Source organism: Streptomyces colwelliae (assembly GCF_048158785.1).
Classification (GTDB): domain Bacteria; phylum Actinomycetota; class Actinomycetes; order Streptomycetales; family Streptomycetaceae; genus Streptomyces.
This window is the reverse complement of record NZ_JBLTJC010000081.1, coordinates 1-13,414: the sequence shown is the minus strand read 5'-3', so window position 1 is coordinate 13,414 and position 13,414 is coordinate 1. Positions and strand designations below refer to the sequence as shown.

Annotated in this window: 9 protein-coding genes and 1 pseudogene; 2 read left to right on the top strand and 8 right to left on the bottom strand. The window is 68.5% G+C overall.

The window, feature by feature from the left end; all coding sequences use genetic code 11:
* Nucleotides 1-5: 5 nt before the first annotated feature.
* From ACNFOC_RS18970 to ACNFOC_RS18945, 6 genes are all read right to left on the bottom strand, one after another.
* Complete coding sequence (locus tag ACNFOC_RS18970; protein ID WP_416960282.1) at nucleotides 6-3,281, bottom strand: alginate lyase family protein; 3,276 nt, start codon at nucleotides 3,279-3,281, stop codon at nucleotides 6-8.
* A 167-nt stretch (nucleotides 3,282-3,448) separates the two neighbouring features.
* On the bottom strand, nucleotides 3,449-4,978 hold the full coding sequence (locus tag ACNFOC_RS18965) for a glycosyl hydrolase family 28 protein (protein ID WP_416960259.1): 1,530 nt from the start codon (nucleotides 4,976-4,978) through the stop codon (nucleotides 3,449-3,451).
* Nucleotides 4,979-5,010: 32 nt separating this feature from the next.
* The gene (locus tag ACNFOC_RS18960; protein WP_416960258.1) at nucleotides 5,011-5,874 is read right to left on the bottom strand and encodes a carbohydrate ABC transporter permease; all 864 of its coding nucleotides are present in this window, start codon (nucleotides 5,872-5,874) and stop codon (nucleotides 5,011-5,013) included.
* Entirely contained in the window at nucleotides 5,871-6,872 is a 1,002-nt protein-coding gene (locus ACNFOC_RS18955) for a carbohydrate ABC transporter permease (protein ID WP_416960257.1), read from the bottom strand. The genes ACNFOC_RS18960 and ACNFOC_RS18955 overlap by 4 nt, the downstream gene beginning before the upstream one ends.
* Nucleotides 6,869-8,218: an extracellular solute-binding protein gene (locus ACNFOC_RS18950; RefSeq protein WP_416960256.1), complete on the bottom strand. Its 1,350-nt coding sequence runs from the start codon at nucleotides 8,216-8,218 to the stop codon at nucleotides 6,869-6,871. The genes ACNFOC_RS18955 and ACNFOC_RS18950 overlap by 4 nt, the downstream gene beginning before the upstream one ends.
* 225 nt (nucleotides 8,219-8,443) lie before the next feature.
* Nucleotides 8,444-10,261: an ABC transporter ATP-binding protein gene (locus tag ACNFOC_RS18945; protein ID WP_416960255.1), complete on the bottom strand. Its 1,818-nt coding sequence runs from the start codon at nucleotides 10,259-10,261 to the stop codon at nucleotides 8,444-8,446.
* A gap of 142 nt (nucleotides 10,262-10,403) precedes the next feature.
* Here ACNFOC_RS18945 and ACNFOC_RS18940 point away from each other — a divergent pair, with 142 nt between their 5' ends.
* Nucleotides 10,404-11,432, top strand: coding sequence for a glycoside hydrolase family 43 protein (locus ACNFOC_RS18940; protein ID WP_416960254.1), 1,029 nt, complete (start codon nucleotides 10,404-10,406; stop codon nucleotides 11,430-11,432).
* Between the two features lie 19 nt (nucleotides 11,433-11,451).
* On the opposite strand, the gene ACNFOC_RS18935 is transcribed toward ACNFOC_RS18940, so the two are convergent.
* Nucleotides 11,452-12,321 (bottom strand): carbohydrate ABC transporter permease, encoded by an 870-nt coding sequence (locus ACNFOC_RS18935; protein WP_416960253.1) that lies wholly within the window; start codon nucleotides 12,319-12,321, stop codon nucleotides 11,452-11,454.
* Nucleotides 12,322-12,363: 42 nt separating this feature from the next.
* Nucleotides 12,364-13,236, bottom strand: coding sequence for a carbohydrate ABC transporter permease (locus ACNFOC_RS18930; protein ID WP_416960281.1), 873 nt, complete (start codon nucleotides 13,234-13,236; stop codon nucleotides 12,364-12,366).
* A 43-nt stretch (nucleotides 13,237-13,279) separates the two neighbouring features.
* Between ACNFOC_RS18930 and ACNFOC_RS18925 the strand changes: the two are divergent.
* Nucleotides 13,280-13,414, top strand: a pseudogene (locus ACNFOC_RS18925) (two-component sensor histidine kinase); the annotation flags it as partial.

Genomic DNA, 13,414 nt, shown 5'->3' with positions numbered 1-13,414 from the left:
AAGGATCAGGTGGGCGTGATGCTCACCTCGTCGAACTCGGTGGTGCAGCGGACCGGTTGGCTGCGCGAGCAGACCACCAGCCCGACGTGGTAGGGGGCGTCACCGAAGCCGGGGATCTCTCCGTCGGCGAGGGGGGTCCAGGTGACACCGTCATCGGTGGACAGGGCCGCGCTGAAGGCGGTCCCGACGCGCTTCAGCCGCAGCAGGGCGGGGAGGGTGACGGCGGCTCCGCCGGTGAAGGCGGAGGCGCCGGCCACGGTCTTGCGGAGCATGAGCTGGGCACTGGTCCCGCCGGTGACGATCGCTCCTGCGGCCTGGTCGAACGGCGACAGCGACTTCGCCATGAGCAGCCCCACCCGGTCGGTGGTCACGCCGCTGCGGGAGACGAGCCGGGCGACGACCTCGCAGTCACCGCTGACCGGCCGCCGTACGAACTGCCCTGTCATTCCCTGGCCGTTGGCGTTCAGGTCGACGCCCGCGCCCCGCACGGTGAAGGTCCCGCCGTCGTACGACGTGCTGCCCGGCGTGGTGATCGCCACCACGCCCAGCGTCCCGAAGGCACGGTCGTCGAGCACTGTGTCGCCGAGATCGCCGTACGTCCACGGCGCGGGCGGCGCGGTGCCGACCGTGAGCGCGAGGGTGCCGGTCGCGGTTCCGGAGGCGTTGGCCGCGGTCGTCGCGACCGTGAACTCGCCTGTCTCCGTGGGGATTCCGGAGACCAGCCCGGTACGCCGGTCGATGCGGAGACCGGCGGGCAGACCGTCCGCGGTGAACCGCACGGGCTCGTGCGAGGCCCTCAGCAGGTGCTGGAAGGTGGCGCCCTGGTTCGTGAACGCGGCGGTGGCGGAGGTTAGTTGGGGTGGTGCCGGGGTCGGCATCACGGCCTGCGCACGCACCGAACGCGGCCCGCGTCCACCGGTGTTGGTCTTCGCGACCGTGTAGTGGTACGTCGTTCCCGGCGCCCCTGTCGCGTCGGTGTACCGGATGCGGGTGCCGAAGCCGACGGGGCCGACGCGGGTGGCGAGGGTCTCGTACGGTCCGGCAGTTCGTGTTGCGCGCAGCACGGTGTACTCGGCGGACAGGTCCGGGTCGGTCCAGGCCAACTCGACAGCGTCGGCGCCGGTTTCGGCCCGCAGGTCGGTGGCGGTGCGGGCGGGGCGGGGCACGCACCAGACCGTGCCGGACGGGGAGGTCACGCTGACGTTGTCGAAGGCGCCGGTGCCGGTCTCGGCGTAGTCCTCGTCGACACCGAGGCAGGAGGTGAGAGCGAGGCCCGCGTACGCGGTGCGGCCCAACTCGACCTCGGTTGAGCCGACTTCGGTCCAGTGGATGCCGTCCGGCGAGATGGCGCCGGTGCACCGCGCGCCCTTGCGGGTCACGCGCACCCAGTAGGGCGCCCGCAACCGGTAGCCGTCGCCCGCGCCCTCGACGTACGGCGCCTCCAGCGGGGTCGCCGACTCGGGCAGCGTGCCGAGGTTGGAGATCGGGAACGCGGCCGACGTGGTGATCGCCTGCTGCTGGGAGGGCGGCACGAGGGTGCTGCCGGTCGCGGAGATCTCCGCGCCGGTCGACGGCCGTACCGTCCACACGCCGCTCCACGTGTGCAGCGGCAGCCCCTGGATCAGCATCGAGGCGTGCGCCGCATCCGCGTCCAGCGAGGCGCGGACGGTGACGCCGATCTTCGAGTACTGCGAGCTGAGCGGCCACACGATCCGCGCGGTGACCGTGCCGTCGCCGCGCAGCGGGAGGTGGACGAGGCGGTAGGAGTCGGCGGTGCCGCCGGCCTCCAGGACGAAGCGTTCGCCGTCGAAAGCCGTGGAACCGGGGATCTTCACGTCCCCCACGTCCAGGGTCGACCAAGGGCCGGGGAGACCGGCGGAGGCTGCCGCCCAGGCCGAACCACCGCTCTCACCAAGGGTGTTGGAGGCGGCGACCGTGTAGTAGTACGTCCGGCCTGCGTGCACGTTCCGGTCGGTGTACGTGGGCCGGTCGACGCCGGACGCGATCTTCTCGTAGCTGCCGTCCACGTCGGTCGCGCGTAGGACCGTGTAGGAGTCGGCCCACGTCGACGGCAGCCAACTCACCGTGACGGAGCGGTCGTTGCCGAGCGCCGTGACACCGGCCGGTGGTGTCGGCACGGTCGGTGAGGGGGCCGTGGCGCCGGCGTAGGCGAAGGTGCCCCAGCTCGGCAGGTCGTCGTTGCTGCCCTCGACGACCCGGGTGGCGCCGGTGCCGCGGAAGACCGCGTTCTTCGTGTACGGGGTGTCCAGGCCGCGCACACCGGCGTAATGCGCGTACGCCATCTCGTAGATGGGCGGCAGGGTGCCGCGCGAAGTGGCGGAGACGGCCGGCTTGATGTACTTGCCGGTGCGGTCGAGGTCGGGGACGAAGGGGACGTCGCCGCCGAGGTTGTAGCGGGCGGCGTACTCGACGTTGGCGAGGATGCGGTTGTCGTCGAAGCCCCAGAGGTCGACGCCCTGGTTCCAGGCGACCTGCGCGGCATCCGCGAGCAGGCCGACCGCGAGTTGTTCGTGGCCCTGGTCGCGGCCGCTCTCCTGGCCCTGGCCGGCGTCGGTGACGATGCGGTGGAGGACGCTTCCGTTGCCCGCACCGGCCGCGGCGAAGCGGAGCGCGTCGTAGAAGAGGGTGGGTTCCTCGCAGAACACCCCTATGGCCAGCAGGGATTGAAGGGACGTCAGGTCCCAGTTGCCGTTGGCGTAGAGCGTGTAGCAGGACAGGGCCGGGTACCAGACGCGGAGGAAGGAGTCCTCGCAGCGGGCGATGTCGGCGGCGGTCCAGCCGTCGTAGCCGGTGTGGCGGAGGAGTTCGGCGGCGTTGACGAACTTGAAGGCCTGGAGGCCCGCGCCGAGGGGGCCGTCGGCTCCGGTGACGGCTGTGAGGGAAGCGGACCAGGCGTTGAGGATGTCGCGGGCCTTGTCGGCGTGCGCGGTGTCTCCGGTGACGGACCAGATGAGGGCGTTCTGGTAGGCGGCTGCCGAGTCCGCGACGGCCTGGTTCTGGTAGTTGGCGGGTCCGCGGCCCCAGGTGGTGATCTGGCCGGTGTTCTGCACGGCGTACGACGCGGAGGAACGGGCGTTCGCCGCGAGCGCCAAGTAGCCGTCGTAGACCGGTGATTGCTTGGCGGCGACCGCTGCCTTCATGCGGGCGAGGTCATCGGCGGTGTGCAGCAGACCGGGGTGGGAGAAGGTCACCTCGGTGTCGTCCGGGGCTGCCGCCGCCCGTCCGGGCACGAGCAGTCCACTCGCGCCCGAGGCCAGCAACAGGGCCGCAGCGCCGCCGAGGAAGCCCCGGCGGCTAAGCGAACCCGATGTAGTCAACTGCGGCTCGGCAGCAGCGCCCCAAAGGGGCGCGGGGAACGGCGCGACCAGCCACGAAGGAGCCGCAGCCAACCGACGGCCCCTCCCCGCCCTTCCAGCGGAGCGCTTCGTCATGACGCGGCGGCCGCCTCGGCCTCGGCGGTGGTGAGGAACTTCAGGTTGGTGACGTGTTCGTTGGTGAACCACTGGATGGTGTCGGTGGTGTAGTACCAGGAAGGCTTCTTCATCGAGTCGGCGACGACCAGCCCGTTGATCACCAGGTTCTCGAACGTGACGTTGTTGATGGCGTGTTCGGCGTCGTAGCCGAGGAAGAGCGACGGGTTGGCGTGGGTGCCCGTGTAACTGAGGTTCTTGACGTAGACGCCGTCGATACCGCGTCCGACCGAGGTGTTGTACTTCGTGTTGAACATGACCTTCATGTAAATGACCTGGCCCCAGCGGAAGTCCTCGATCCGGACGTCCTCGATGCGCACGTTCTTGATCAGGTTGGAGTCGCCGGGGTTGAGGGCGATGCAGCCCTGGTAGTTCATCTGGGGTTCGCGGTGGTCGAGGATGTCGATGTTCTTGATGACGAGGTTCTCGATCACCTCGGGGGCGTCGCTGTTGCCGTGCGTGCCGACGTTGATCGGGTGCGCGACGTCCGCCCACAGGGTGCAGTTCTTGACGGTGATGTCGCGGGTGTCGCCGTAGTAGTCCCAGCGGTGGCAGTAGATGGCGATGCAGTCGTCGGAGTTGCGCATGAAGCAGCCGTCGAAGGTGATCCCGGTCGAGGAGAAGACGTCGAAGCCGTCGCCGTTGCCCTTCGAACTGAACGCGCGTGCCTTGGTGATGTGGACGTTCTCGCTCTCGCCGAACGTGCCCGCGTATCCGGCCGGGTTGAGGATGATGACGTCCTCGATCCGGATGTTCTTGCTGCCCTCGCTGAGGATGGCGCCGCCGGGGTTGTTGTAGAGCACTCCGCGCCCGATCAGGCGGGACTTCTCCACGTCCTTGAAGTAGACCTGCGCGGTCAGAACGGCGCCGCCCGCGAGGTAGACGGTCTTGCCGCTGGGGACGGTGAGGACGTTGCCGGCGACGGTGTGGACGCCGGGGCCGAAGTAGAGGACGTCCGGGTCGTCGGCGGACGGGACGTGGTGCTCGACGCGGTTGGTGATCAGGTGCAGGGCGTCGAACACCTCGTCGTTGATCTGCACGACGACGTCCTTGGGCTCGTCGAGGGTGAACCGCAGGGTGTCGCCGAGGAGTTCGGGCGCGATGCCGTACGAGTCCGGTCTCACCCGGGCCTTGGTGGTGCCGCCCTTGAGGTAGGTCACCTCGATCTCGACCGAGCCGTCGAAGTCGAAGTACGCCATCGACGAGTTGTAGACCTTGCCCGACCCGGTGGTGGCGTTGATCTCCTCGAACTGCGGCCGGTAGATGTCGAGGGTCTGCCAGGCGCCGTCGGGGGCGGTACGGACCCGCACCTGGAAGCTGGTGTTGGTCGGCATGGCGGCCGGACGCGGGTAAGTGACCAGTTTGGGGCGGGAGTTGTGCCCGCCGGAGGCGTGGGCCGCCGTCGCGGTCAGTCCGGAGAGGCCGGCGGCGAGCGCGGTGGCACCGACGGCTTGGAGGGCCGTACGACGGGACAGGGGCGTGTTCATACCTACTCCTTGCAACAGGGCGAGAACAGGGACTACTTGAGACCGCTCGTCGACATCCCGGCGACGAACCCCCGCTGGGCGACGAGGAAGACCAGCAGGATGGGGACGACGTACATCACGGAGGCGGCGGCCTGAAGGTTGGTGATGGGGGTGCCGGCCGACGAGACGTAGGTGGTCATCACCGCGACGGCGAGGGTGGATCGGTCGGTGGAGAGCAGGAGTTGGGGCGCGATGTAGTCGCCCCAGGTCCAGGTGAAGGCGATGACGAAGCTCGCCGAGAGCACCGGCCAGGACTGCGGCAGGAAGATTCGCCAGAAGATCGAGCCGTATCCGCAGCCGTCGACGATGGCCGCCTCCTCCAGCTCGCGGGGCAGGCCCGCGAAGAACTGCCGGAAGAGGAAGACCAGGTAGGGCGCGGAGGACAGGCCCCACAGCACCCAGGGCCAGTAGGTGTCGACCATGCCTAGCCTGGCGAAGATCAGGTAGGTCGGCAGCAGGGTGATCATCTGCGGCAGCATCATCGAGCCGATGAGGATGCCGAACAGCACCTTCTTGCCGGGCGCGGTCAGCCGGGCGAAGCCGAAGCCGACCCAGGCGGAGCTGAGGGTGACGAGGGTCGCGTAAATGGTGGCGATGATCAGGGAGTTGCGGGCGTAGCCGAGGAAGTCGATGACCTTGTAGGCGTCGACGAAGTTGTGCCACTCGAAGTGCGTCGGCAGCCAGTGCACCGGGGCGGCCGCCAGCTCGGCCGGGGCCTTGAGGCCGGTGAGGATCAGCCAGCCGAACGGGCCGAGGAACAGGCCGGTGATGACGACGAGCGCGGTGTAGAGGACGAGCCGGTTGACGCGTATCCGCGTGCGGGGCGGGGACTTGGGGTTCACGCTGGTGGCGGTCACTTCTGCGCCTCCGGGTCGACGTTGTAGAACACCACGCCCGAGGTGAACTTGAAGATGAGTCCGGTCGCGATGAGGATCAGGAGGAAGAGCACCCACAGCAGTGCGGAGGCGTATCCGTACCGGCCGAGCGCGAAGTACTCCGAGAACACGTGGATCATGTACGTGTAGTTGGACTGCGGGATCGTGGTGAGGCCGCCCGTGGTGGAGAGCGGGGCCAGCAGCATCGGCATGATGGTCTGCACCGAGGCGATCACCCCGGTCACGGTCTGGAAGAGCAGCACCGGCGACAGCAGCGGCACGGTGATGCTGCGGAAGGTGCGCCAGGCGCTCGCCCCGTCGATGCGGGCCGCCTCGTGGAGTTCGCGGGGGACGTCCTGGAGCCCCGCCAACGAGATGATCATGATGTTGCCGGCGGCCCAGAGCACCGTCATGACGAGGACGTAGCGGGCGTAGGGGTCGGCCAGCCAGCCGATCGCGTCGAAGCCGAAGAAGGTCAGGACGCCGTTGGCCGCACCGGAGTTCTGGTCGAAGAGGTTCTTGAAGGCGATGCCCGCGCCCACCGGCGGTACCACGGCGGGCAGATAGAGCAGGGTGCGGAAGAGCCCGCGTCCCTTGAGGGGCCGGTTGACGAGGACGGCGAGGGCGAGGCCAGCGACGATCGACAGCGGCACGGAGAGCAGCGCGAACAGACCGGCGCGGCCCAGGGCGTCCCAGGTGACCGAATCGCCCATCAGCTCGCGGTAGTTGCCGAGGCCGACGTAGTGCCAGTTCGGGGAGATGCCGTCGTACGTGGTGAAGCTCAGCCACAGTGCGTACGCCATGGGCGCGATGGTCAGCAGGGAGAACCCGATGATCCACGGCGAGGCGAACATGTAGAACGCGCGGTGCTTGCGCGTCGTCATCGAAGGCCCGGTGCGCGTGGCGAACCGGGTCCGGCCGGCCTTCGCGGTCGGGCGCGGCCGTCCGACGGCCGGCGAGGATGCCTGATCGACCGTCATCCCACCTGCTCCTTCCCGCGTTTGATCTGCTCGTTGATGACCGAGTTCAGGCGTCCGGCGAGGCGGTCGACGGACATCTCGCCCTTCATCGCGGGCGTGGCGGTCTGGTTGAAGAGGGACTCGAAGGCGTCGCCGGAGATGTACGGGGAGAGGGCGACCACCGAGAAGTGCTTCAGCTCGTTCTCCTGTGCGCTCAACGTCCGTTTCTGGTAGTCCTCCTGATGGGGCATCAGGGGCCGCAGGGACTTCAGGGTGGGGATGCCCCAGCCGCCGGCGGCGCGGGCCTTGGCCGGTGCCTCGCCGAAGAACCACTCGAAGATCCGCCAGGCGGCGTCCTTGTTCTTCGACTTGCGGGGCATCCACAGCCCGGTGCCGCCCTGGCAGGCGCTGATCCGGGGTCCGCCCGCGAAGACGGGAGCGGGGGCGAGCCGGGAGACCTCGGCCAGCTTCTTGTCGGTGCCGATCATCCCGCCCATCCAGTAGCCGCTGTTCGACATGGCCATCCGGCCGGCCTGGTAGGTGGGGCCGTCCCAGCCGTTGGGGTCGGGCAGGACGGGGCTGGGTCCGACCTTGAGCCGGCAGTAGTCCATGTACCAGGCCAGCGCCTTGCGGGCCTCGGGGGTGGTGAAGTCGACCTTGGCGAAGTCGTCGGCGAACAGGCTGCCGCCCGCGGAGGCGGTCATGGTCGCCATGAGGGTGAGCTTGACCAGGCCGTTGTAGCTGCCGCCGAAGACACTCGTCTGGCCCTTCGAACGCTGTGCGAGATGCTGGGCGTCGTCGAGCCACTCCTCGAAGGTGACGGGTTCGGTCTCCGCCGGGTAGGCGACGCCCTTCTTGTCGAAGGCCGCGGTGTTGTACCAGAACATGGAGTCCTGGGAGAAGTCCTTGGCCATGCCGTAGCGGGCGCCCTTGCCCTGGACCCTGCCGTCGTAGCGCCACAGGTCGTTGACGGGGTCCAGGTCGTCGAGCCGCAGGACGCTGCTCGTGGCGAAGTAGGAGTCCAGTTCCTGCATCACGTCCCGCGCGGCGAAGTAGGCGGCGTCCACGGCGCCGACCCCGCGCACCAGGTCCGGCGGGTTGCCGCTGGTGAGCATCGCGATCAGCTTGGTGATGTCGTAGTCGACCCGCTCGATCGTGATGCCGGTGTCCTTCTTGGCCTGCTTGACCAGGTCGGGGGTGAGGTCGTCGGCCTTGACCATCACCGTCACGGTCTCGCCCGCCGCGCCGACCCCGGTCGACACCTGGAGCGCGCAGCCGTTCAGCGCCGCCGCGCCGGCCGCGGCACCGGTCGCCGAGAGGGCGAGAAATCGTCGGCGGCTCAGGGGCGCACCAGCACGTGGGTGCATGACCGCACCACCTCCAATAGAAACCGGTTGTCACGCGTTGGGGCAGAGCTTCTTCCGGCTCGGAAACGGCGTCAAGACCTTGGGCGAACTTTCGAAAAGACTGGGTAACCTCGGTGAGACGGCTCTGGAACACGGTCGGCTAGAAACCGGTTGTCCCCCAGGCACGGCCGGAGTCCCGGAAATCCGATGACCGAAGTCCCGGGAATCGGGCCGGTGTTCGGGCCGTCAGTGCAGGTCGGCGGCCTGTTCGGGGCTGTCGTCGAGGAAGCCGCCCGACTGGTGCTGCCACAGCTTCGCGTAGGCGCCCTCGGCCGCCAACAGCTCCTGGTGCGTGCCCTGTTCGACGATCCGGCCGCGGTCGAGGACGACGAGCCTGTCCATGCCGGCGACGGTGCTCAGCCGGTGTGCGACGACGAGTGCGGTCCGGCCCTCCATGAGCCGCCACAGCGCTTCCTGTACGAGGATCTCGCTCTCGGAGTCGAGCGCGCTGGTCGCCTCGTCGAGCAGCAGGATCGGGGCGTCGCGCAGGATCGCCCGGGCGAGGGCGACGCGTTGGCGCTGTCCGCCGGAGAGCTTGATCCCGCGCTCCCCCACCATCGTCTCGAAGCCGTCCGGCAGCGCGTCGGCGAACTCGGTGACGTGCGCGGCCTCGGCCGCCCGGCGGACCTCGGCGTCGGTGGCGTCGGGCCGGGCGAAGGTGAGGTTCTCGCGCAGGGTGCGGTGGAACATCGCCGGGTCCTGCGGCACGTAGGCGATCAGGCTGCGCAGGTCGGCCTGGCGCAGCCTGCTGATGTCCTGGCCGCCGATCAGGATGCGGCCGGCGTCGATGTCCGTCATCCGCAGCAGCAGTCGGCTGAGGGTGGTCTTGCCGCCGCCGGACCGGCCGACGAGGCCGATCTTCGTGCCGCCGGGCACGGTCAGGTCGAGCCCGTCGAAGAGGGTGTCCGCGCCCGCGTGGGCGAAGGTCACGTTCTCGAAGCGGACGTCGGTGGCGCGGGAGCGCAGCGGCTCGGGCGAGGCCGGGTCGACCACGGTGGGCGGTGCCATCAACAGCTCGGTGAACTGGGCGGCTTCGGTCATCGAGCTTTCCAGACGCCGGTAGATCTGATTGAACTCGAACATGATCCGGGTCGCGTTCGTGTAGTACGTGAACGCCACCACGACCGCCTCGACGCCGTGTTCGCCGCCGCCGAGGGCCACCGCGAGGAGCAGGCCCAGCGCGTTGGTGAGCACGGAGAGCGGTGCGACCAGGGTGTCGATGCGGAGGTTGCCGTAGTCCCAGGAGCGCAGCGTGAGGCGCCTCGACTGGGCGACGCGGGAGCGGTGTTCGGCGGCCTCGCGTTCCTCGGCGGCGAACGCGCGGACCGTGTCCATGTTCATCAGGCTGTCGGCGACATGGCCGGACACCCGGGCGATGGCCTCCTCGCGCAGGTCGACGAGTGCCTGGCGGCGCCGGATGAGGGGCGCGACAACCAGGGCGGTGAGCGCGATCATCGCCAACAGGCCCACGACGAGCAGCGGTTCGTAGCGCCACAGCACGACCGAGCCGAACAGCAGCGGGACCAGGCTGCCCACCACCTGGAACGTCATCGTGTCGACGAACTCCTCGAAGCGGGAGGCGAAGCTCAACACCCGTTTGGTGAGCGACCCGGCGAAGTTGTCGTGGAAGAACGCGGCGTCCTTGGCGAAGAGTTCGTCCATGCCGATCACATACAGGTGCTCGATGCCGAGCGCGTCCAGCCGGTTCAGACAGTGCAGCCCGAGGCGCCAGAACACCTCGGCGAGCAGCAGCACTCCGGCGAACCCGAGGACGTACGGCAGCGTCGTCCGGACGCTGATGCCCGCGTCGCCGGCGATACGGCCGACGAGCTTGGCGACGATCAGGGGCGCGATGTAGTTGATGCCGATGTTGCCCAGCGCGGGCAGCAGTGTGGCGGGCGCGGTCCAGCGGCGGAGCCGGGCCAACTCCCGTCCGTAGTACCGAAGTGCGAGTGCCACCGAGCCTCTGCGCGGCCCGACGTCGCGCGTTTCAGGCGATCCCATCCCCACCCCGTGATGTCGACGGCGGCCCGGTAAACGGGCAGGCCAGAAGTGGCAGTGTCCCGCGTCGGCACCCGCGCGGTCCAAGCGTTTTTCCCTCAACAGCTGTGATGCGCACGGGGTTTGTGGGCTCTACGGTGACACCATGGCGACCGATCAAGTGAGTGAGCCGATGCGGCTTCCCGACATGCCGTTGCACGATCCGTTCGTGGTCGCCGATGACACGACCCGCACTTATCACCTCTACACGTCCAACGACCCGTCCGTGTCGGGCGTGGAGGGCGTCGGCACGATGGTCTACCGCAGCCACGACCTGCGTGACTGGACGCGTCCCGCAGTGGTGTTTCTGGCGGCGGAGCAGAGCAACCCCTGGGCGGGCGACGGTGGTTGGGCGCCGGAGGTGCACGCCTGGGACGGCAGGTACTACCTGTTCACCACGCTGCACGACGAGGACAGCCCCCTCCCGGTGCCTCCAACCGGCCGCTGGGGCACGCCGTTTCAGCTCGCGAACCATCGGCGGGGCACGATCACGGCCGTGTCCGAATCCCTGCTGGGACCCTTCACTTGGGTCGACCCCGCACGCCCCACTCCACCCGAGCACCTCATGACCCTGGACGGCACGCTGTACGTCGACCCGTCCGGGCAGCCGTGGATGGTGTACGCGCACGAGTGGCTACAGACCGTCGACGGCACGATGGAGGCGATCCGGCTGGCCCCGGACCTGACCGGGACGATCGGCGATCCGGTCTTCCTCTTCAAGGCCTCGGACGCGCCCTGGATCGGCGAGGAGATCCCCGCCGGTGTACCGCACCAACTCCCGCCCTACGTCACGGACGGCCCGCAGTTGTACCGCACCCCTGACGGGCCGCTGCTCATGCTGTGGTCGACGTACGAGAAGAACGTGGTCGGCGCGGACGGCACCCTCACCGGTGGCTACGTGCAGACCTACGCCGTCTCCAAGTCCCGTGCGATCCAAGGGCCTTGGCAGCAACAGCGACCGCTGGTCCGGAACGACAGCGGTCACGGCATGCTGTTCCACACGTTCGGCGGGCGGCTGATGATGATCCTGCACCGCCCGTTCGAGAACGCGCGCGGCAAGCTGTACGAGATGGAGATCGCCGGTCACGAACTGCGCGTGCTGCGGCAGCGGACGGACCTCGACGGCGGTGGCTGACCCGGTGGCCGCTCCCCCACTACTGCTTGACCGCGCCCGCAAGCCCGTTGATGAAGAACCGCTGGAGCACGATGAAGATCAGGACGATGGGCAGCAGCGTGATGACCGACCCCGCGCACACCAGGGTCCAGGCGGTGGAGTTCTGACCGATGAAGTTGAACATGCCCACCGAGAGGGTGTGCAGGTCGGGGCGGGAGAGGGTGAAGACCAGCGGGATGAAGAAGCTGTTCCAGGCGTTGATGCAGGCGAACAGGCCGACGGTCGCCAGCATCGGTCCGGACAGCGGGAGCATGATCCGCCAGAAGATCTGGTGGAAGTTCGCGCCGTCCACGCGGGCCGCGTCCTCCAGCCCCCGGTCGATCGTCGTGAAGTAGCCCATGAAGAGGAAGGTGCCGAAGACCATCCCGCCCGCCGACTGGACGATGACCACCGACCAGAGGGTGTTGAGGAGATGGAGGCGCTGGATGAGGTCGAAGACCGGGATGATCGTGTAGCCGTGCGGCAGGAAGAGCGTCACCCCGACCAGGCCCAGCCACAGCTTCTTGCCGGGGAAGTCGGTGCGGGCCAGGACGTAGCCGGCCATGGAGGTGGCGAGCAGCGTGACGATGACCGTGCCGGTCGCGAACAGGACCGTGTTGACGAAGAACCGGCTGAAGTCCGCCTGGGTCCAGGCCTCGCTGTAGTTGGACCAGTGGAACTCGGACGGGATCGGGTTCAGCCCGCCGGAGAAGAAGCCGTCGGTGCTCTTGAGCGAACTGCCGAGCGCCCACAGGAACGGGTAGAGCCAGATGAGGCCGCCGCCGAGCAGCGCGAGGTAGAGCAGGCCTCGTCGGCCTCGGCGCAGGCTCAACTGCATGCGCAGGCGCGGGCGTTGGGACAGTGTGGACATCGACGTGACCCTTTGCTGGTTGGCGGCCGTTGATTGGTTGGCCTATCGGTCGGCGGCCGTGCGCCGTCGGCTGATCCCGCGCAGGGCGAGGACCTGGAGCGCGGAGAAGACGATGAGGAGCAGTCCGTAGAGGAACGAGGCGGCGGAGGCCAGGCCGATGTCGGGCTGGGCGGCGGCGCCGGCCGAGCCGCCGAAGGCCAGGTGGTAGATGTACGTGTTGACGACCTCGGTGGCGAAGTACGGGCCGCCGCCGGTGAGGACCTGCACCAGGTCGAAGACCTGGAAGCTGCCGATGAACGCCAACACCACGATGACGACGCCGACTTGGCGCAGCATCGGGATGGTGATGCGGAAGAAGGACTGCACCGGTCCGCAGCCGTCGAGCTTCGCCGCCTCGTACAACTCGGCCGGGATGGTCTGTAGTCCGGCGAGGAAGTAGACGAGGTTGTAGCCCAGGGTGTGCCAGATGCCGATGGCGATGATCACGGCGAGCGCGGTGTGCGGGTCGCCGAGCCAGTCGACGTGCCCGTCGGTCACCCCGGTCTTGGCGAGCAGACTCCCCGCCGAATCACCGAAGTTGGCGAGCATGAGCTGGATGACGACACCGACGACCGCGGCCGAGGTGACGACGGGGATGAAGTAGACGGTCCGGAAGAACAGCGCGAACTTGAGCTTCGGGTTGTTCAGTACGAGCGCGAGCGCCAACGCCAGCAGGAGTTGCACCGGGACGAGCACGAAGGCGTAGACGAAGGTGTGCTCGACCGCGCCCCAGAAGATGCCGTCGTGCAGGATCTGGCGGAAGTTGGCGAGGCCCACGTAGTCGCCGGGGGCGCCGATGCCGTTCCAGCGGTAGAAGGTGTAGCCGAAGGAGGCGAAGATCGGGTAGACCACAAAAGCCAGCAGGAGTACGGCCATTGGGGCCAGATAGAGGTACGACCACTTGGCGGCGCGGATGCGGCGGCCGAGGCTCACGGCGTTGCGGCTCTCGCTGGACAACATCGCGGACGGCGTGGACGACGAGTTCGTACGGGAGGACGTGGAACAGGCGACGGCGGAGGTGGTCCGGATGAGCCGCCTGGTCAACGGCCTGCTG